The 18,525-nt window shown below is 65.2% G+C and carries 18 protein-coding genes and 1 pseudogene; 14 read left to right on the top strand and 5 right to left on the bottom strand.

Annotation, left to right across the window (positions count from 1 at the left end):
• Positions 1-88: 88 nt before the first annotated feature.
• Positions 89-1,669 carry a lysine--tRNA ligase gene (locus tag Q4610_RS17975; RefSeq protein WP_304537321.1) on the top strand — a complete coding sequence of 527 codons (1,581 nt, stop codon included), beginning with the start codon at positions 89-91 and terminating at the stop codon, positions 1,667-1,669.
• Positions 1,670-1,867: 198 nt separating this feature from the next.
• On the opposite strand, the gene Q4610_RS17970 is transcribed toward Q4610_RS17975, so the two are convergent.
• The 3 genes from Q4610_RS17970 to Q4610_RS17960 form a co-directional block, all read right to left on the bottom strand.
• The gene (locus tag Q4610_RS17970) at positions 1,868-2,338 is read right to left on the bottom strand and encodes an RcnB family protein (RefSeq protein WP_304537320.1); all 471 of its coding nucleotides are present in this window, start codon (positions 2,336-2,338) and stop codon (positions 1,868-1,870) included.
• Between the two features lie 138 nt (positions 2,339-2,476).
• A complete protein-coding gene (locus tag Q4610_RS17965; protein WP_304537319.1) occupies positions 2,477-3,151 on the bottom strand; it encodes a prolyl hydroxylase family protein in 675 nt (224 codons plus the stop codon).
• Between the two features lie 106 nt (positions 3,152-3,257).
• Positions 3,258-4,187: an RcnB family protein gene (locus tag Q4610_RS17960; protein WP_304537318.1), complete on the bottom strand. Its 930-nt coding sequence runs from the start codon at positions 4,185-4,187 to the stop codon at positions 3,258-3,260.
• A 298-nt stretch (positions 4,188-4,485) separates the two neighbouring features.
• Between Q4610_RS17960 and Q4610_RS17955 the strand changes: the two genes are divergently transcribed.
• The 13 genes and pseudogenes from Q4610_RS17955 to Q4610_RS21855 form a co-directional block, all read left to right on the top strand.
• Positions 4,486-4,971 (top strand): heme oxygenase-like domain-containing protein, encoded by a 486-nt coding sequence (locus tag Q4610_RS17955; RefSeq protein ID WP_304537351.1) that lies wholly within the window; start codon positions 4,486-4,488, stop codon positions 4,969-4,971.
• Complete coding sequence (locus Q4610_RS17950) at positions 4,964-7,531, top strand: HWE histidine kinase domain-containing protein (protein ID WP_304537317.1); 2,568 nt, start codon at positions 4,964-4,966, stop codon at positions 7,529-7,531. The genes Q4610_RS17955 and Q4610_RS17950 overlap by 8 nt, the downstream gene beginning before the upstream one ends.
• A 236-nt stretch (positions 7,532-7,767) precedes the next feature.
• Positions 7,768-9,603, top strand: a complete 1,836-nt coding sequence (gene typA, locus Q4610_RS17945) for a translational GTPase TypA (protein ID WP_304537316.1) — start codon at positions 7,768-7,770, stop codon at positions 9,601-9,603.
• Positions 9,604-9,710: 107 nt separating this feature from the next.
• Entirely contained in the window at positions 9,711-9,878 is a 168-nt protein-coding gene (locus tag Q4610_RS17940) for a hypothetical protein (protein ID WP_304537315.1), read from the top strand.
• 77 nt (positions 9,879-9,955) lie between these two features.
• Complete coding sequence (locus Q4610_RS17935; RefSeq protein WP_304537314.1) at positions 9,956-10,354, top strand: DUF805 domain-containing protein; 399 nt, start codon at positions 9,956-9,958, stop codon at positions 10,352-10,354.
• A gap of 201 nt (positions 10,355-10,555) precedes the next feature.
• Positions 10,556-11,047 (top strand): helix-turn-helix domain-containing protein, encoded by a 492-nt coding sequence (locus Q4610_RS17930; protein WP_304537313.1) that lies wholly within the window; start codon positions 10,556-10,558, stop codon positions 11,045-11,047.
• A gap of 68 nt (positions 11,048-11,115) precedes the next feature.
• Positions 11,116-11,460: a hypothetical protein gene (locus tag Q4610_RS17925; protein WP_304537312.1), complete on the top strand. Its 345-nt coding sequence runs from the start codon at positions 11,116-11,118 to the stop codon at positions 11,458-11,460.
• Between the two features lie 61 nt (positions 11,461-11,521).
• Complete coding sequence (locus tag Q4610_RS17920; RefSeq protein WP_304537311.1) at positions 11,522-11,941, top strand: hypothetical protein; 420 nt, start codon at positions 11,522-11,524, stop codon at positions 11,939-11,941.
• Complete coding sequence (locus tag Q4610_RS17915; RefSeq protein WP_304537310.1) at positions 11,919-12,392, top strand: ArsR family transcriptional regulator; 474 nt, start codon at positions 11,919-11,921, stop codon at positions 12,390-12,392. The genes Q4610_RS17920 and Q4610_RS17915 overlap by 23 nt, the downstream gene beginning before the upstream one ends.
• Before the next feature lie 127 nt (positions 12,393-12,519).
• Positions 12,520-13,842: a NupC/NupG family nucleoside CNT transporter gene (locus Q4610_RS17910; RefSeq protein ID WP_304537309.1), complete on the top strand. Its 1,323-nt coding sequence runs from the start codon at positions 12,520-12,522 to the stop codon at positions 13,840-13,842.
• A 108-nt stretch (positions 13,843-13,950) separates the two neighbouring features.
• Positions 13,951-14,997, top strand: coding sequence for a DUF1176 domain-containing protein (locus tag Q4610_RS17905; RefSeq protein ID WP_304537308.1), 1,047 nt, complete (start codon positions 13,951-13,953; stop codon positions 14,995-14,997).
• Between the two features lie 80 nt (positions 14,998-15,077).
• Entirely contained in the window at positions 15,078-15,785 is a 708-nt protein-coding gene (locus Q4610_RS17900) for an HAD family hydrolase (RefSeq protein ID WP_304537307.1), read from the top strand.
• A 291-nt stretch (positions 15,786-16,076) separates the two neighbouring features.
• Positions 16,077-16,184, top strand: a pseudogene (locus Q4610_RS21855) (GIY-YIG nuclease family protein); the annotation flags it as partial.
• 108 nt (positions 16,185-16,292) lie between these two features.
• Here the strand turns inward: Q4610_RS21855 and egtD are convergent.
• Together egtD and egtB are read right to left on the bottom strand one after the other, a co-directional pair.
• Positions 16,293-17,252 carry an L-histidine N(alpha)-methyltransferase gene (egtD, locus tag Q4610_RS17895; RefSeq protein WP_304537306.1) on the bottom strand — a complete coding sequence of 320 codons (960 nt, stop codon included), beginning with the start codon at positions 17,250-17,252 and terminating at the stop codon, positions 16,293-16,295.
• A gap of 4 nt (positions 17,253-17,256) precedes the next feature.
• Positions 17,257-18,525 carry an ergothioneine biosynthesis protein EgtB gene (egtB, locus tag Q4610_RS17890; RefSeq protein ID WP_304537305.1) on the bottom strand — a complete coding sequence of 423 codons (1,269 nt, stop codon included), beginning with the start codon at positions 18,523-18,525 and terminating at the stop codon, positions 17,257-17,259.

The following is an 18,525-nucleotide window of genomic DNA, read 5'->3' as shown; positions in this document are numbered from 1 at the left end:
TCAAATCTTAAATTGAGAACCATTCTTAACGCGCTTTCGCGTCCAAATATCGTTTTCTTTCGGGTCATGCCGGTTTAGGGGCTTGGCCATGACCGTAGCTGACAGCCTCCGCACCGCCGCGACCGCCTCCAAGGCATGGCCCTATGAAGAAGCGCGCAAGCTTCTCAAGCGTTACGCCCATGGTGCGCCAGACAAAGGCCATATCCTGTTCGAAACCGGCTATGGTCCTTCGGGCCTGCCGCATATCGGTACGTTCAACGAAGTGCTGCGCACCACCATGGTCCGCAATGCCTTTCACGCGCTGTCGGACATTCCGACCCGGCTGGTCGCGTTCAGCGACGACATGGACGGGCTGCGCAAGGTGCCGGACAATGTGCCCAATCAGGCGCTGCTGAGCGCGCATCTGGGCAAGCCGTTGACGCAGGTGCCCGACCCGTTCGAAAAGTTCGAAAGCTTCGCGCATCACAACAACGCGATGCTGCGGGATTTCCTCGACCGTTTCGGGTTCGACTATGAATTTGTGTCGGCGACCGAACAATATCGGGCCGGCGCCTTCGATGACGCGCTGCGTCAGGTGCTGCGCTGCTATCAGGCGATCATGGACATCATGCTGCCGACCCTGCGCAAGGAACGGCAGGCGACCTATTCGCCGGTGCTGCCGATTTCCCCGAAAAGCGGCATCGTCTTGCAGGTGCCGGTCGAGGTGATCGATGCGCAAGCGGGCATCGTCCGGTTCGAGGATGACGGCGACATCATCGAACAGTCGATCCTGGGTGGCGGCGCGAAGCTGCAATGGAAGGTCGACTGGGCGATGCGCTGGTATGCGCTGGGCGTCGATTATGAAATGGCGGGCAAGGATCTGATCGATTCGGTGACGCAATCGTCCAAGATCTGCCGCGCGCTGGGCGGTCGCCCGCCCGAAGGCTTCAATTACGAGATGTTCCTCGACGAAAAGGGCGAGAAAATCTCCAAGTCCAAGGGCAATGGCCTCAGCCTCGACCAGTGGTTGACCTATGGCCCGCAGGAAAGCCTGGCCTTCTACGCCTATCGCGAACCGAAGAAGGCGAAGCAGTTGCACATGGGCGTCATCCCGCGCGCCGTCGATGAATATTGGCAGTTCCGCGGCAATTATCCCAGGCAGGCGATCGAGCAGCAACTGGGCAACCCGGTGCATCATATTCATGACGGCAAGCTGCCGCAGGGCGAACTGCCCGTCACGTTCGGCCTGCTGCTCAATCTGGTGGGGGTGATGGGCGATGCCAGCCCCGGACAGGTCTGGGGCTATCTGCAAAATTACGTGCCCGGTGCCAGCGCCGAAACCTATCCCGAACTCGATGCCCTGATCGGCCATGCGCTGGCCTATCATCGCGATTTCGTTGCGCCCACGCTCCAGCGTCGCGCGCCCGACGCCCATGAAGCCGCCGCGCTGCGCCGGCTGGACGCAGAACTGGCGGCGCTGCCAGCGGATGCCAGTGCCGAGGACATTCAGAATATCGTCTATGCCATCGGCAAGGATGAGGCGTTCGGCTTCGCGGAATTGCGCGACTGGTTCAAGGCGCTCTACCAGACGTTGCTGGGCGCCGATCAGGGGCCGCGCATGGGCAGCTTCATCGCGCTGTACGGCATCGCCAACAGTCGCAAGCTGATCGCCGAGGCGCTCGAAAATTGATCTGAATCAAGCGTTGTGCGGGAACAATAGCGCGTGTTGCCCGTTATCGGCAGCGGTCCACCCCCCTTTCGGACTGATGGCGCGCCTTGCGCGCGCCATCGGCCGCGCCCGCCCGGAAACGGGCGGCGCGGCCAAGGGGGAGGGAGACAGGAAAACGGTCCCGCGCTTTGGGCGCGGGACCGTTTTTTCATGCCCTGCTTACCAGAAGAAGCTGCGATAGACGTTCACGACCCGGCCACTGCGGACATCGACCAGCAGCACGTCATTATAGTGGCGAATCCAGCGCTGGTTATAGCCCGGACGGGGCAGGCGATAGCGATAGGGATCGTTGATATAATAGCGCGTCTGATAATAGTCCGGCCGCATCCGGGCGCCTACGCCCCACTGGTTGTAGCGGAAGGGCGCGCGCCAGTTGCCGCCGCGATAAACGTCGCGATGGCTGCGGCGATAATCGCGCCAGTCCTCACGCACTTCGCGGCGCGCATCCTGCACATCGCGCCGTTCCTCGCGAATGTCGTGGCGGCTGCCATAGCGTTGTGCCTCGCGCAATTCACGCTGCTCCTCGCGCAGATGCTGCTGGCTGCGGCGGACTTCATTATAGGATTGGGCCGATGCGACGCCCGGCGCGACGGTGGCGGCCAGCAGGCCCAGGATGATCAGTTTACGCATGTCTTTCTTCTCCCATATTTGGCGGAAGCGCGAACTTCGTCGCCAACGATCAGGGATATGCCTCGGCGCGCCTGAACCATCCGGGAATGGAGTTGTCAGATTCCAGTCATCTTTGTCGCAACATGTATCGGGTGGCGGTCAGCCCCAGGGGCGTTCGCGAAACCATTTGGTGACGACATATTTGGTCCCGCTTTCCACTGGCCGGGCGGCGTGCAGGCTGAAACGGTTGGGCGCGCCGTCCCGCGCCATATTGTTCCAGATCAGGATCATGCCCTCGACCGGCGGCACCATGAATTCGCATTGCGGGAAATGCGTTTCGCCCCCCGCCTCGACCGGCGACAGATAGATCATCGCCGTCCAGGTCCGCTGTCCGCCACTTTTGCGCATCGCCTGCCAGTAATCGGCCGTCACCGGGAAATAGTCGCAATGGACCTTATATTCCTGCCCCACCGTATAGCGTTGCCCCTGGAGCGTTTCGCCATGGCTGGCGGGCAGGCCGGTCAGGGCGCAGATGCGGTGGGTGATCGTCTCCACCAGCGGGCTGAAAGGGCTGAGATTGCCGCTGTGGCTGGTGCGGTAATCGGCGTTGGCGCTGCCGGAAAAGAGCGACGAGGGCCTGGCGCTGGCGTCGATCAGGTCGCGCAGGTCCGCGCATTCCTGCGCGCTCAGGAAATTCTGGCGGCCATAAATGTCCAGATGCGGGCAGTCGATCCGGCTGACCATCGGATTGCGGTCCAGCCGGGCGCGAACAGTGTCGCCAATCAGGGCGCGGGCAGGCGACGCCACGCCGCCATCATCGATCATGTCGGTCATGGGGGCTTCCTGCCACAGGCTGGCCGCGCATGAAAAGACCCCGGATCGTCAGCCGATCCGGGGTCAGTTGATCCTGAAGGCCAGTTCAGGAAGCTCTTCCTTCCGCTTACCAGAAGAAATCGTGGATCACGTCGACCACATAGCCGTCGCGAACATCGACCAGCAGCGCGTCGTCATAATAGCGGACCCAGCGCAGCGTACCGTAGGCCGGCGGCAGGCGATAGGCATAGGGATCGTCCAGCCAGTAATTGTTGGAATAGAGCATGCTGTTCAGCATGATCCCGACCGAAAAGCGCCGATAGCCATAGTCCCAGCCGCGCGGGGCATAATAGCGGCCCATGCGATAGCGGTCGCCATAGCGGTTGCGATAGCTGGACCAGTCGTACCGGCGATCCTGGCGCCAGCCATTGTCCCAGCGGCGCTGGGTGCTCCAGCGGGTGCGATCGTCATAGCGGCGGCCGTTGTTCCAGTTGGTGCCGTTCCAGCCGCGATTGTCGGTCCAGCGGCGATCGTCACGCCGGTCGTCCCGCCAGTCGCGCCGATCATCGCGTCGCTCGTTCCGCCAGTCCTGCCGTTCCTCCCTGCGATCGTTGCGCCAGTCCTGGCGCCGGTCCTGGCGATCGTCGCGGCGGGCATTGCGCCAGTTCTGCTGCTGCGCATGCCGTTCGCGCACCTGATTTTCGATCGCACGATTCTGGGGCAGGTTCGGCTCGCGGAAGCGGGGGTCGGGTCGGGGCGGGGCCATGCCGCCTGCCGGCGGGACGGGTGTGGGCTGCTGCCAGCGCTGTGCGGGGGCCTGCATCGGGGCCTGTGCCGGGGCCTGTGCCTGCGCTGGGCCGCGCGGCCGCTCCATGCGGGGGTCGCGCCCCATGGCCGGGCCGCCGTCGGGCCGGCCGGGGCGTTCGCCGCGCCAGCCACGATCGCCACGGTCGCTGCGTTCACCACGCTGCGCCGGGTCCATCTGGGCATAGGCGGGCGCGATCCCGCCCAGCACCGTCGCGGTCATCAGCCCCGCCAGCATCATCTTCCTGAACATGGTCCTGTCTTTCCTTGGCGGGGACCCATCATCCCCTGATGACCCGTTTCTAGAATGAGGCGGATGACACGATGCTGAACCCGTCAGACAGCGATCAGAAAGAATCGATCATCGCATGGACATCGGCCATATTGCCCGCCAATGTCGATGATCCGCTATCCCATCATGCATAAAAGGGTGGTTTTCGGGACAAAAGCTGATTCAGATCAGTGCACGCGCACTGATCTCGCCCTAGGACGATGACGTGACATTAACCCCCGATGCTGGCGGTATCCGCTACGCCCTGCGTGATGCGACGATGGAATCCCATCGGCGGGTCGATGCCGTCTATGCCGGTTACGCGCTCGATTCGCGCAGCGACTATCGCGCGTTTCTGCGCGCCCATGCCCGTGCGCTGGGCGCGCTGGAAAGTGCCGCAGGCAATGGGGCGTCCCGCCTGCCGCTGCTCGCCGACGATCTTGCCGCGCTGGACGCCGCCTTGCCCGCGCCCCTGCCGCTCGCCGCCGCCGATACGGATGGCTTTCGCTGGGGGCTGCGCTATGCGCTCGAAGGATCGCGGCTGGGCGGGGCGATGCTCTCGCGCCAGGTCGGCGCGGGCCTCCCCAGATCCTATCTCTGCGCCGTCCATGGCAAGGGCGAATGGGTTGCCTTCCAGCGCGCGCTCGACAGCGCCGCGGCGGAAGGCGGCGAAGGCTGGCTGGGCGACGCCGTGCAGGGCGCGCAGGCTGCCTTCGCCCTGTTCGCGCAGGCGGGCGAAGCGGAAAAGGCCGCCGTCCATGGCTGACCGGCAGGACAGCGCCCCCGGATTCGCCGTCGATCTCACCAATTGCGATCGCGAACCGATCCATGTGCCGGGCACGATCCAGCCCTTCGGCTTCCTGATCGCGCTGACCGCCGACTGGCTGGTGTCGCGGGTATCGGCCAACAGCGCGCAGTTCATCGGCCTGTCGCCGCAGGACATGCTGGGCAAGCCGGTCAGCGGCCTGCTGAGCGCCGAGGCGATCCATTCGCTGCGCAACCGCATCACCCTGCTGCGTGGTCCCGATTCGGTCGAGCGCCTCTTTGCGATTGCGCTGGTCGACGGCGGCCCCGCCTTCGATGTCGCGGTCCATTTTTCCGGCCCTCTGGTGGTGATAGAAGCCGAGCCGGCCGCCCATGACGAGATGGAGGCGAGCGGCACCGTCCGTTCGATGGTCGCGCGCCTGGCGCAGGCCGACAGCATGACCGCCTTCCTGCGCGACGGCGCGCGGCAGGTGCGGGCGCTGACCGGATTCGACCGGGTGATGGTCTATCGCTTCGCCGACGCCGGCGATGGCGAAGTGGTGGCCGAAGCCCTGAAACCCGGCGTCGAAAGCTTTTTCGGCCTTCATTATCCCGCGTCCGACATTCCGGTGCAGGCGCGTGCCCTCTACCTGCGCAACATCTTCCGCGTCATTGCGGACATTGGCGCGACCCCGGTGCCGATCGTGCCGCAACTCGACCCCGGCGGGGCCGCGCTCGACATGTCGCTGTGCCTGACCCGCGCGGTGTCGCCGATCCACATCGAATATCTGCACAATATGGGCGTGGGCGCCTCGCTCTCCATCTCGATCATCGTCGAAGGCCGGCTGTGGGGCCTGTTCGCCTGCCACCATTATAGCCCGCGCCTGCCGACCTTCGCCCAGCGCAGCGCCGCCGAACTGTTCGGCCAGATCTTCTCGATGATGCTCGAAAGCCGCGAGCGGGGCGAAACCGCCGCCTATGAAGGCAAGGCGCGGCAGGTGGCCGACCGGCTGCTCGCCGCCGTGGCGCAGGATCACGATCTGCTGTCCAACGCCCGCTGGCTGGGCGACATCATCTTCGACACGATTCCCGCCGATGGCGTGGGCGTCTATATCGACGGACAGATCACCTTTGCGGGCCTGACGCCCGACGAATCCGCCTTCGTCGCGATCGTCGGGATGCTCAACCAGGCCGCCGCCGGACAGGTCTATACGACCGACAGCCTGACCGCCGTGCTGCCAGAAGCAGCCGCCTATGCCGATCGCGTGTCGGGTATCCTGGCCATTCCCCTGTCGCGCCGTCCACGCGACTATGTCATCCTGTTCCGGGCCGAACAGTTGCGTTCGGTGCGCTGGGCGGGCCAGCCCGACAAGGGCATCGAATATGGCCCCAACGGCCCGCGCCTGACCCCGCGCAAGAGTTTCGAGGCGTGGTCGCAACTGGTCAAGGGCACCGCGCTGGCCTTTGCCCCGGCGGAACTGCGCGTCGCCGAAGCGCTGCGCACCGCCTTGCTGGAAGTGATATTGCGCCTGTCCGATTCGGCCGATGCGGAACGGCAGCGCGCGCATGAGAAGCAGGAATTGCTGATCGCGGAACTCAACCACCGCGTACGCAATATCCTCTCGCTGATCCGGGGGCTGTTGTCGCAGACGCGCGACAGCGCGGGGTCGGTGGAGGATTTCATCGGCACGCTGGAAAGCCGCATCCACGCGCTGGCCCGCGCCCATGACCAGATTACCGCCGACCGTTGGAGTCCCGCGCGCTTCTACGATCTGATCGAGGTGGAGGCAGGCGCCTATCTGGGCGAACGGCGCGACCGGGTGCGGCTGACCGGCCCCAATGTGTTGCTGACGCCCGGCTGCTTCACCGTGCTGGCGCTGGTGATCCACGAAATGCTGACCAACGCCGCCAAATATGGCGCATTGTCGGACAATGGCACGGTGGCCATCGACTGGCGGGTGGACGCGGATGGCAGCCTGTTGATCGACTGGACCGAAAGCGGTGGCCCGGCAGTCGTCGCGCCGACACGGCGCGGTTTCGGATCGACCGTGATCGAACGCTCCATCCCCTATGACCTGGATGGCCATGCCGAAATCCATTACCGGCTGGCCGGGATAGAGGCCCATTTCTGCATTCCCTCGCGCCATGTCGTGGCGGTGCTGCCGGACCGCACCGGAACGGATCGCGCGCAGGCTGTCCAGCCGATCGTGCCGGGCCTGCTCAAGGGGCGCACCGTCCTGCTGGTCGAGGATAATATGATCATCGCCATGGATGGCGAGGATGCGTTGCGTGACCTGGGGGCGGATGTGGTCACGGTCGCCAGCGTCGGCCGCGCGCGTGACGCGATAGCGATCCAGCAGATCGATCTGGCGATGCTGGACTTCAACCTGGGCCATGAAACCAGCCTGCCGATCGCCGATATGCTGGCCGAACGCGGCATCCCCTTTCTGTTCGCCACCGGCTATGGCGACGGACTGGAACTGCCGGAACGGTTCAAGGGCATCCTGCTGGTGAAAAAGCCCTATTCCGGCGCGACCCTGGCGCAGGCGCTGGCCCCGATGATCGCGGCGGCGGGCGCATAAGCGGGACAGCGAAGTGTACAGCTATTCGGCGATGGTCCGGCGGCGCCTTTTGATGAAAGCATGCATAGAGCTGTACACTTCGCTGTTCGGTTAAGGGCGCGATGATGCAGAGGCGCGCGACGGACGCGCATCGTCGCTCGCCCTTGCCGCATCGCATCATTTCCTGTAGGGGCGCGCCCGATAGTCCTGGACAGGCGTGGTGCCGGCCGGGAGAACCCGATCCCAAAGGCAGTTTCATGTCCCTGCGTAATATCGCCATCATCGCGCACGTCGATCACGGCAAGACCACCCTCGTCGACCAGCTTTTCCGCCAGTCCGGCACCTTCCGCGACAATCAGCGCGTCGAAGAGCGCGCGATGGACAGCAACGATCTCGAAAAAGAGCGCGGCATCACCATCCTGGCCAAGCCCACCTCGGTCGAATGGACCCCGGAAGGCGGCGAACCCGTCCGCATCAACATCGTCGACACCCCCGGTCACGCCGACTTCGGCGGCGAGGTCGAGCGGATTTTGTCGATGGTCGACGGCGTCGTGCTGCTGGTCGATTCGTCGGAAGGCGCGATGCCGCAGACCAAGTTCGTGACCGGCAAGGCGCTGGCGCTGGGCCTCAAGCCCATCGTCGTCGTCAACAAGGTCGACCGTCCCGACGAGCGCATCCAGGAAGTGCTGGACGAAGTGTTCGACCTGTTCGTGTCGCTCGATGCCACCGACGAACAGCTCGACTTCCCCGTCCTCTATGCGTCGGGCCGCAACGGCTACGCCAATGAAGACCCCACGCTGCGGTCGGGCACGCTGACCCCGCTGTTCCAGAAGATCGTCGATCATGTGCCCGCGCCCGCCGTGGAAGTCGAAGGCGTGCCCTTCACCTTCCTGGTGACGCTGCTCGACCGCGACAACTTCCTGGGCCGCATCCTGACCGGCCGCGTGACCAGCGGTTCGGTGAAGGTCAATCAGGCGATCCATGCGCTCGACATGGACGGCACGGTTATCGAAACGGGTCGTGCGTCGAAGATCATGGCCTTCCACGGCCTTGATCGCGTGCCCGTGGACGAAGCCAAGGCAGGCGACATCATCTCGCTGGCCGGCCTGTCCGTCGCGACCGTCGCGAACACCATTTGCGACACGTCGGTCACTGAACCGATCCAGGCGCAGCCGATTGATCCGCCGACGCTGTCGATGCGCTTTGCCGTCAATGATTCGCCGATGGCGGGCCGCGAAGGCACCAAGGTGACGAGCCGCATGATCCGCGATCGCCTCGCCCGCGAAGCCGAATCGAACGTCGCCGTCAAGGTTACGGAAAGCGCCGACAAGGACAGTTTCGAAGTCGCCGGTCGCGGCGAACTGCAACTGGGCGTGCTCATCGAAACGATGCGCCGCGAAGGGTTCGAACTGTCGATCAGCCGCCCGCGCGTGCTGTTCGGCACCGACGAAAACGGCAACAAGACCGAACCCTATGAAACCGTCATGATCGACGTGGACGATGAATTTTCCGGCACGGTTGTCGAGAAGATGAACCTGCGCAAGGCGGAAATGACCGACATGCGCCCGTCGGGCGGCGGCAAGACCCGGATCACCTTCTCCGCCCCTTCGCGCGGCCTGATCGGCTATCATGGCGAATTCCTGTCCGACACGCGCGGCACCGGCATCATGAACCGCCTGTTCGAGAAATATGGTCCGCACAAGGGGACGATCGAAGGCCGCAAGAATGGCGTGCTGATCTCCAACGGCGCGGGCGAAGCCAATGCCTATGCGCTGGGTCCGCTCGAAGAACGCGGCATCCTGATGGTGGGCGTGGGCGAAGCGCTCTATGAAGGCATGATCATCGGCCAGAACGCCAAGCCCGACGATCTGGAAGTCAACCCGATGAAGAGCAAGGCGCTGACCAACTTCCGCGCGAGCGGCAAGGACGACGCCGTGCGCCTGACCCCGCCCTGGAAGCTGACGCTGGAACAGGCGATCGCCTATATTGACGACGATGAACTGGTCGAAGTCACGCCCAAGACGATCCGCCTGCGCAAGCGCTATCTCGACCCGAACGAGCGCAAGCGCATGAGCCGTTCCAAGGCGGCCTGATATAGGGCATATTCCGTTCCGGCATGGGGCGGGGACCGTGCGCAGCACGGTGGAGGGGCAGGGGCGCGATGCGTCCCCGCCCTTTTCCCATTTCAAAGGATATGCAGATGGCCGATCTCTACCTCAAGGCGCTCACGTCCGAGCGCCGCGCCCTGTGGGCCGAATGCCGCCTGAAAGGGCTGGCCAGGGACACGCCCCAGCGGCTGCGCATCGTCGAGATCGACGCGCTGCTCGCCGCGCACAAGGCCAGGCAGGAGGGCAAGGCGGGGGCCTGATCCGCAGGGGTGTTTTTCGCAAGACACGCACCAAAAGCGTACCTATTCTGGCGCTTCTCACAACGGGGGAAACGCAGATGGAATATATGTTCCTGCCGCTCAGGCGGTACGCCGATTTTTCCGGCCGTTCGCGGCGCAAGGAATATTGGATGTTCGCGCTCTTCTATTTCTTGCTGCTTGGCGCACTGTTTGTCATGTCTGATATAACAGGTGGGGACAGCGGGCGGTTTGGAAGTCCGTTGATTATATTGTTTGGCATCGCCATCCTCGCGCTTTTCATTCCCTCGCTCGCGGTGCAGGTCCGCCGCTTTCACGATCAGGACAAGAGCGGCTGGTTCGTGCTGCTGAACTTCATCCCCTATGTCGGCGGCATCATCGTGCTGGTGTTCATGTGCCTGGAAGGGACGCGGGGCGAGAATCGTTTCGGCCCGGACCCCAAGCAGACGGCCATGGACGTGGGCGATATCTTCAATTGAACCGGCGGATGGGCGGCGAACGCGGCAGCGCAGGTGGCCGCCATCCATCCGCATTGCGTCCCTGCATCCTGTCATGTCACTTTAGGGGCCGGTGCAAACCGAATCGCAACCTTTGAATGGTGGATGAAATGTGGGTGGCTGGGCCTCCCGGCCCGGTCGTTCGTTTGACCGGGCGGTGGTTCATGCAGGAGGAATGATGCAGTGGCGGAAACCCTTCCGGTCTTGAGCGAGGGGGAAAAGCAGTGTCTGCGGCTGGTGGCGCAGGGCTTCAATTCCAAGGAAATCGCGCGGCAGCTCCATGTGTCGGAGCATACGGTCGACCAGCGCGTCCGCACCAGTCTGCGCAAGTTCGGCGTGGCCAATCGCAAGGAAGCGGCCCGCCTGTTCATTTCGGTCGAACAACGGCCGCCCCAAAGTGACACATATCAGCCCTTGATATATCAATCGGAGCCGCTTGCCTCCGATCCCGATCCTGCGTCATCCCCTGATCAGCCGGACAGGCCGGATGGGCAGGGGGAGCACAGGACGCTCCTGCACCGCATCCTCGCCTTCGGCCCGCCGCTAGGGGGATCGACCAATGAACTGAGCATTGATGGCCGCATATTGGCGATGATCCGGGCCGCTGTTCTGACCGGAGTTGGTGTCGTCGCCTTGCTGCTGCTCATTCGCGGGGCCTTTACGGTCCTGGGCTGATCCCTCCGAAATCGCCACGCTGAATAACGCACCGCTCCCTGAAGGGAGTCGTGCGAAGGAGATGACTTGTGCTCAACCTCGATATCGCAAAGACCCAGGCCGTCGCCGATCAGACCCGCCAGGCTTTCGCCGCGCTGGACAATGCGCTGGTCGACGCCGCGCAACTGACCACCGCCTTCCTCAGTGCATCGCAGGGGTCGGGCCTGACCGCGAGCGAAAGTCAGCGTATCCTCAAGCAGATTCACGACAGCGCGACCAAGATCATCGAAGGCCGCAGCGACATGGTGCGCGCCACCGCGCTGCTGACCCGCTGCATCGAACGCAGCCAGCATGACGTGACTGCCTTTGGCTGCCCCATCGGCCTGGAGCTGGAGCAGCGCGAAACCGCGCGCCACCTGCATCTGGTCGCCTGAACGGGGCGAAAGTCGCCGGCATCTGTATGACCATTGCCCTCCCTCTCAATCGGAAATGCAGATGCTGGCGGCTTTCTTCTGGCTTTTGATGCTCATGACCTGCGTTTTCGCCGTCTGTTTCGGCGGACGCGATGGCCGGTTACTGGTCGTCATCTCGATTGCGGCGGCGCTGCTCAGCATCCCGGCGCAACTCGCCGGATCGTGGCACGCCACCCAATATTGGCTGATGCTCGTGGATCTGGGCACCTTTGCCGCGCTGTTGTGGCTGATGTTGCGCAGCGACCGCTACTGGCCGATCTGGGTCGCCGGCTGCCAGTTGATGACGGTGCTGACCCATATCGTGACCCTGTTGCGCCCGGATTTCCCCAGCATGATCTACGCGGGGCTCAGCACGGTATGGGTCATCCCGCTGATGCTTTTCGCCATCATCGGCATCGAACTGGACCGGAAGGCATTGCATGACCGCGCATATCCCGCCTGACCGCGCCCTGCCCAGTCAGGAGGCGGTGGACCTGGTGGTGGCGCTGCAACGCTGCCTGACCAGTTACCATGCGCGCAAGGAAGAGCCGGCGATCCTGGAAAACGGGGGCGAGGATCAACGTGCGGTCATCGCCCGCTATATCGGCGCGCGCCGCGCCCGCACCACCCTGTTCGGCCATGACCTGTTCGCTGATCCGGCCTGGGACATATTGCTGCTGCTGTTCCAGGCGGAGACGGAAGGGCGGGCGATGACGCTGGAACAGTTGAGCGAAACATTGCGGCTTTCCCTGAACCTGATCGTCGGCCAGGTCGGCGTGATGGAGCGGCGCGGCCTGCTGGTCGAACATCGCAGTTCGCCCAGCAGCCGCCGTCGCCGTTCGATCCGCCTGTCGCCGCTGGCGGTGGATGCCATGGCATCCTGGGTATCGCTCGCTTTGTCGGGGGAGGATTAGGGATCGCCGCGCCGGCGGGAGGAGGACAGCCCCCGGCGATCGGCGTTCGGCCAGCAGCAAAGCGCTGGCTTCGCCGCGTCGCGGCCCTTATGGTCGCGCGGTTCGTCCTTTCCCGCGAAAGCGCTTCATGCATCTTATCATCGGCCTTGCCGGCATATTGCTCATCCTTGCCATCGCCTTCGCCCTGTCCTCCGACCGCCGCGCCATCCGGCCGCGGGTCGTGGGGGCGGCCTTCCTGTTGCAGGCCGGCATTGCCCTGCTGGTGCTCTATGTCCCTGCGGGCCGGGCGATCATCGGCGGCATGTCGAAGGGGGTGGCCAATCTGCTCGGCTATGCCCAGGCGGGCACCGATTTCATCTTCGGCCCGCTCGCCAGGCCCGAAATCGGCGGGGCCAGCTTCGCGATCGCTGCACTTCCCGTGATCATCTTCTTCGCCAGCCTGGTGTCGATCCTCTATTATCTGGGCATCATGCAGTTCATCGTCCGTTGGGTCGGCGGCGCGATCGAACAGGTGACGGGCGTGTCGAAGGTGGAAAGCCTGTGCGCGGCCGCCAACATCTTCGTGGGGCAAAGCGAAAGCCCGCTGGTCATCCGCCCCTATCTGGCCGGCCTGACCCCGCCGCAACTCTTCGCCGTCATGACCAGCGGCATGGCGGGCGTGGCGGGCACCATCCTGGCCGCCTATGCCTCCATGGGGATCAAGATCGACTATCTGCTCGCGGCCAGCTTCATGGCGGCGCCCGGCGGTCTGCTGATGGCCAAGATCATGATGCCCGACCCGCGCGTGCCGGTGCAGGGCGAATTGCCGCTGGGCGACCATCCCGACCTGCTTTTGCCCGAAAGCCGGATCAGCGGCGCCGGCCCCGCCGCGCTGCTGCCCGAAGGGACGCCGGGCGAACCCATGCCGCAGGCCAGCCATGACGAGGAAAAACCCGCCAACCTCATCATGGCGGCGGCGCAGGGCGCGCAGACCGGCGTGAAGCTGGCCGTTGCGGTCGGCGCGATGGTGCTGGCCTTCGTTGCGCTGGTGGCGCTCGCCAATGGCATATTGGGCGGCATCGGCGCCTGGTTCGGCTATCCGGCGCTGAGTTTCCAGATGCTGCTGGGCTATGTGTTTCAGCCGGTCATGTATCTGCTCAACATCCCCTGGGCCGAAGCGCAGGTGGCGGGCGGGCTGTTCGGCACGAAGGTCGTGCTCAACGAATTTGTCGCTTACATCAATCTGGGCCAGGTGCAGGGCGCGCTGTCGCCCGCGACCGTCGCCATCATTACCTTCGCGCTGTGCGGCTTTGCCAATTTCAGCTCGATCGCGATCCAGATGGCGGTGACGGGCAACCTGGCCCCCAACCAGCGGCCGATGATCGCGAAGCTGGGGTTGAAGGCGCTGGTCGCCGGCAGCCTCGCCAACCTGATGAGCGCCGCGCTCGCGGGACTGATGCTGAGCCTTTAGGGGAGAGCGCGCGCCCGCGCGGCGGGGGATGGACGGCTGTGTCGTGATCAACACGGCAGCGTAACGGAGACTCTACCGCTGCCCGCGCAAATGGGTTATGGTTAACCCATGGGGGCACAACATTATTTCCTGGTCGCGCTGGCGACCCTGAGCTGGCCGGGCATGGTCGCTGCGCAAGCGCCAAAACCCGGTGCGCTGGAAACCTACAAGGACTGGACCATCGGCTGCGACAATCGCAACCGCTGCGAAGCGGTGTCGTTGCTGCCCGAAGGCGGTGAATGGCCCGACAATCCGGTCATGGTCGGGGTGGTTCGCGACGCCGGGCCTGACGCGGCGGCGGAAGTGTGGGTCAGCCGCGACGCCAAGGGCGGGGGCGATGTCAGCTTCCATATCGACGGCCGCCTGGTCGCCAGCGCGCAGAGTCGCGACGGCGAAGCCACGCTGCGCGGGCCGCAGGCCGCGGCGCTCGCCATCGCCATGGCGCGCGGCGGCACGCTGGAGGTGCGGTCGGGCAACCGCGTCCTGGGCAAGCCGTCGCTCGCCGGATCGGGCGCAGCGCTGCGCTACATGGACGCGCGGCAGGGCCGGGCCGGGACCAGCACCGCGCTGGTCGCCACCGGCGCGCTGGGGCCGCTCGCCGTGCGCGCCGCGCCCGCTGCGCCCGTCATCCGCCGCGCGATCGTGCCGGCAGGGGCCGCGCCTGCCCCCCTGTGGCGGGAGGAACTGACCGCGCTGGGCAAATTTACCGGCTGCGCCGATGAGATGAAGGATATGGAGCCGCCGCAGTCGCAGCGCCTGTCGAAGGCGGAGACGCTGATCCTCGTCCCCTGCGGCAGCGGCGCCTATAATTTCACCGCCATCCCGGTGATCGCCACCGGCACGCCCGGCCGCCGCGCCTTCCGTCTTGCCATGTTCGACGCGAAGCCCGGCTGGAGCGAGGAAGAGGCGCGGCCGATGCTGGTCAATGCCGGCTGGGTGCCCGAAAAGTCGGAACTGTCCAGCTTCGCCAAGGGGCGTGGCATCGGCGATTGCGGCGGCAGCGAAACCTATGTCTGGGACGGCACCCGCTTCCGCCTGACCGAAGCGACCGCCATGGGTGAATGCCGCGGCGCATGGCACTGGATCAGGACATGGTCGGCGCGGGTGGTGGAATAAGGGGGGGCAGCGCCAAAATCCGCAATCGTCCCGCCCGATTTTGCAATGGTATATGCACATAGGGCGGCCATATCGGTGTCATGACCCAGCCGCTGCGCCAATCCGCTCCGTCCTTCAGCCCCGCGACCCTGCCCGACCCGATCCGCGCCGTCATTTTCGACATGGACGGCACGCTGATCGACACGGAGGCGGCGCATCGCCGCGCCTTCGCCCAGGCGGGCGACGCGATCGGCTGGCCGATGGCGGACGATCTGCTGCTCTCGATGGTCGGCATCCATCGCGACGAAAATGAGCGGATGCTGGCCCGCCATCTGGGACCGGACTTCCCGCTGGCGCGCTTCTATGCCAATGGCGACGCGCTGTTCGAGGCGGCGGTCGATGCCGGCATCCCGCTGCGCCCCGGCGCGGACCTGCTGCTCGCGCATCTGGCAAGGGCGAACATCCCGATGGCGCTCGCCACCTCCACCGCCGCGCCTTATGCGCAGGCCCGGCTGGAAAGGAGCGGGCTGCTTGCCTATTTCGATGTCATCGTCACGCGCAGCGACGTGGAACGGCCCAAGCCCCACCCCGAACCCTATCTGCTCGCCGCGCGCCGGCTGGGCGTCGATCCCGCCCATGTCGTCGCGGTGGAGGACAGCCATGCCGGCGTCCGATCGGCCGTGGCGGCGGGCATGGCGACGGTGATGGTGCCAGACCTGCTGCCCCCGACCGAGGAACTCGCCCTCGCCTGCGCGCAGGTGCTGCCCAGCCTCACCGACCTGCGCGACCTGCTGCTGGCGACGGGGTAGGGTGGCAGCGGGCTGGTCATGTTACACCGTCCTTCCGGCGTCGGCGGTGCTCCATCTCCAGCCCTTTCGCCCTGTCGAGCGATCGGGAGATGGGTTCCCGCCTGCGCGGTAATGACGGAATTGGGTGGATTGCGGACAGTCGGGTTACGGGCGCAAATGCTGTAAAGCGGACATAAAATTCAGCGTCACCCCAGCGAACGCTGGGGTCTCAGGCGGCGGCGCGCTGCGGTAGGACATGGCGCAAGGCAGCTACACCTATATCATGACTAACAGAACAAGGGGCGTTCTCTTGCTATCGCTCGTGAGAAGGCCCTCAAAGCCTGGAAGCGCGAATGGAAAATCCGGCTGATAGAGGAGGGTAATCCCGATTGGCGCGATATGTCAGACCTTATCCTCTGACCGCCTGAGACCCCAGCCTGCGCTGGGGTGACGACAGGGGGGGCGCTTCCAGGCACCAACGATGCGACTTCAAATGACAAAAAATAGTCGATCAGCGACAAGGCTGCCTCAACCCGCTTCCGCCAGCACCAGCGTAAACAGCCCCTCGTCATCGGTCCATTCGCGCGTCGGCTGCCATCCGCCCGCGCGCAGCAGCAGGCGTTCGTCGCGCGGGCTATATTTGTGGCTGCTTTCGGTATGGATCGTTTCGCCCGCGTCCATGTCGAAACATTGGCCCGCGACGTGGAAATGGAGCGGGCGCACCGCCTCCAGATGCATTTCGATCCGCGCCTTCTCATCGTTCCAGATGGCGCGATGGGCAAAGCCGTCGAGCGGCAGGTCGCCCTCCAGTTCACGGTTGATCCGTGTCAGCAGGTTGAGGTTGAACGCCGCCGTCACGCCCGCCGCGTCGTCATAGGCGGCGACCAGCCGGCGCGCGTCCTTGATCCGGTCCATGCCAATCAGCAGCATCGCGTCCGGCCCCAGCAGCCGCCGCATCGCCCTCAACAGGTCGACCGCCGCGTCCGGCTCCATATTGCCGATGGTCGATCCGGGGAAGAAGCCCAGGCGTGGCAGCCCGTCGATCGCGGCGGGCAGGCTCAGCGGTCCGTTGAAATCGCCCACCACCGGGATCACCGGCAGGGCTGGAAAGGCGCTTGCCAGCTCCGCGCTGCTCGCGCGCAGGAAGTCACCGCTGATGTCGATGGGCACATAGGCGGCCGGGGCGATCGCGCGCAGCAGGTGCGGCGTCTTGCGCGCGCTGCCCGCGCCGAACTCGACCACCGCGCGCCCGGCGCCCACCGCCGCCGCGAAGTCCGCTCCATGGGCCTTGAGCAGCGCGGTTTCGGTCCGGGTCGGATAATATTCGGGCAGGTCGGTAATATCCTCGAACAGTTCCGACCCGCGCCGGTCGTAGAACCAGAGCGGCGGCGTGGCTCTTGGCCGACGAGTCAGCCCGTCGATGATGTCGCGGCGGAAAGCGGGGTCGATCGTGCGCGCCAGCGCAGGGGCGTCGTCGGTCAGCAGCATCGGGTTACAGATCCTTCGCCAGCCGCAGCCCGGTGAACTGCCAGCGTTGATGGGGGTAGAAGAAATTGCGGTAACTTGCCCGCACATGCCCGCGCGGGGTGGCGCAACTGCCGCCTTTCAGGACGAACTGGCCCGACATGAACTTGCCATTATATTCGCCGACCGCGCCCGGCGCGACACGGAAACCGGGATGGGGGCGATAGGCGCTGCCGGTCCATTCCCACACATCGCCGAACATCTGGCTCAGCCCCGATCCCTCCTCGGCCGGGTGCGGGCGCGGGCAGGCGGGGGCATCCAGCTGGTTGCCGCTGATCGGCGAGACGTTGAGCGCCGCGCTTTCCCATTCCGCCTCGGTCGGCAGGCGCGCGTCCGCCCAACTGGCATAGGCATCCGCTTCATACAGGCTGATATGGGTGACAGGCGCAGCCGGATTGACCGGCTGGCGGCCGTCCAGCCCGAACCGGGTCCAGCCGGTTTCTCCCTGTTTCCAGTAGAGCGGCGCGTCGATCCCTTCGCCCTTCACCCACGCCCAGCCGTCCGACAGCCAGTGCGCGGCGGTGCGGTATCCGCCATCCTCGATGAAGGCGATCCATTCGCCATTGGTCACGGGCCGATGCGCCAGCGCATGGGGGCGCAGCACCGCCTTGTGGCGCGGCCCTTCGCAATCGAAGGCGAAGGCGCTGCGGCCATCCTCGCCCATCTCGACCAGCCCTTCGCGCCCCTCGATCCAGTGGAGCGGGCCGGGCAGGGCCACGGGCGCGGCCGCAGGCGCGGTGAACAGCGCCGGTTCCAGCGGGTTGAGCGAAAACAGGTGGAGCAGGTCGGTCAGCAGCAATTCCTGATGCTGCTGTTCATGCTGGAGGCCGAGCGTCACCAGCGCACGGGCCGATTGCGACAACATGCCGAGCGCACCGATCAGCGCGGCATCGACATGGGCGCGATAGGTACGCACCTCCGCCAGCGACGGCCGGGTCAACATGCCCCGCATCGGCCGGGCGTGACGCGCGCCCTCCGCCTCATAATAGCTATTGAACAGGAAGGCGTAGCGCGGATCGAACGGCCGGTATCCCGCCACATGATCGCGCAGCACGAATGTCTCGAAAAACCAGCTCATATGCGCCAGATGCCATTTGGCGGGCGACGCATCGGGCATCGACTGGACGGTGGCGTCGGCGTCGGACAGGGGCGCGGCCAGTGCCTCGCTCAGCGCCCGCACATCGCGGTAGCGCGCCTCCAGATCGTCCTGCCGGACCTCCATCCAGCTCTTCGCCAT

It is taken from the genome of Sphingobium cyanobacteriorum (assembly GCF_030580935.1).
Lineage (GTDB): Bacteria > Pseudomonadota > Alphaproteobacteria > Sphingomonadales > Sphingomonadaceae > Sphingobium > Sphingobium cyanobacteriorum.
The sequence above is the reverse complement of the archived record's forward strand: the minus strand, read 5'-3'. Positions and strand labels throughout refer to the sequence as shown.

Excerpts from the sequence above, each read along its gene's own strand:
- Q4610_RS17975 (WP_304537321.1), top strand. The coding sequence starts at position 89 with ATGACCGTAGCTGACAGCCTCCGCACCGCCGCGACCGCCTCCAAGGCA.
- Q4610_RS17970 (WP_304537320.1), bottom strand. The coding sequence starts at position 2,338 with ATGCGTAAACTGATCATCCTGGGCCTGCTGGCCGCCACCGTCGCGCCG.
- Q4610_RS17965 (WP_304537319.1), bottom strand. The coding sequence starts at position 3,151 with ATGACCGACATGATCGATGATGGCGGCGTGGCGTCGCCTGCCCGCGCC.
- Q4610_RS17960 (WP_304537318.1), bottom strand. The coding sequence starts at position 4,187 with ATGTTCAGGAAGATGATGCTGGCGGGGCTGATGACCGCGACGGTGCTG.
- Q4610_RS17955 (WP_304537351.1), top strand. The coding sequence starts at position 4,486 with ATGGAATCCCATCGGCGGGTCGATGCCGTCTATGCCGGTTACGCGCTC.
- Q4610_RS17950 (WP_304537317.1), top strand. The coding sequence starts at position 4,964 with ATGGCTGACCGGCAGGACAGCGCCCCCGGATTCGCCGTCGATCTCACC.
- typA (WP_304537316.1), top strand. The coding sequence starts at position 7,768 with ATGTCCCTGCGTAATATCGCCATCATCGCGCACGTCGATCACGGCAAG.
- Q4610_RS17940 (WP_304537315.1), top strand. The coding sequence starts at position 9,711 with ATGGCCGATCTCTACCTCAAGGCGCTCACGTCCGAGCGCCGCGCCCTG.
- Q4610_RS17935 (WP_304537314.1), top strand. The coding sequence starts at position 9,956 with ATGGAATATATGTTCCTGCCGCTCAGGCGGTACGCCGATTTTTCCGGC.
- Q4610_RS17920 (WP_304537311.1), top strand. The coding sequence starts at position 11,522 with ATGCTGGCGGCTTTCTTCTGGCTTTTGATGCTCATGACCTGCGTTTTC.
- Q4610_RS17915 (WP_304537310.1), top strand. The coding sequence starts at position 11,919 with ATGACCGCGCATATCCCGCCTGACCGCGCCCTGCCCAGTCAGGAGGCG.
- Q4610_RS17910 (WP_304537309.1), top strand. The coding sequence starts at position 12,520 with ATGCATCTTATCATCGGCCTTGCCGGCATATTGCTCATCCTTGCCATC.
- Q4610_RS17905 (WP_304537308.1), top strand. The coding sequence starts at position 13,951 with ATGGGGGCACAACATTATTTCCTGGTCGCGCTGGCGACCCTGAGCTGG.
- Q4610_RS17900 (WP_304537307.1), top strand. The coding sequence starts at position 15,078 with ATGACCCAGCCGCTGCGCCAATCCGCTCCGTCCTTCAGCCCCGCGACC.
- egtD (WP_304537306.1), bottom strand. The coding sequence starts at position 17,252 with ATGCTGCTGACCGACGACGCCCCTGCGCTGGCGCGCACGATCGACCCC.
- egtB (WP_304537305.1), bottom strand. The coding sequence starts at position 18,525 with ATGGCGAAGAGCTGGATGGAGGTCCGGCAGGACGATCTGGAGGCGCGC.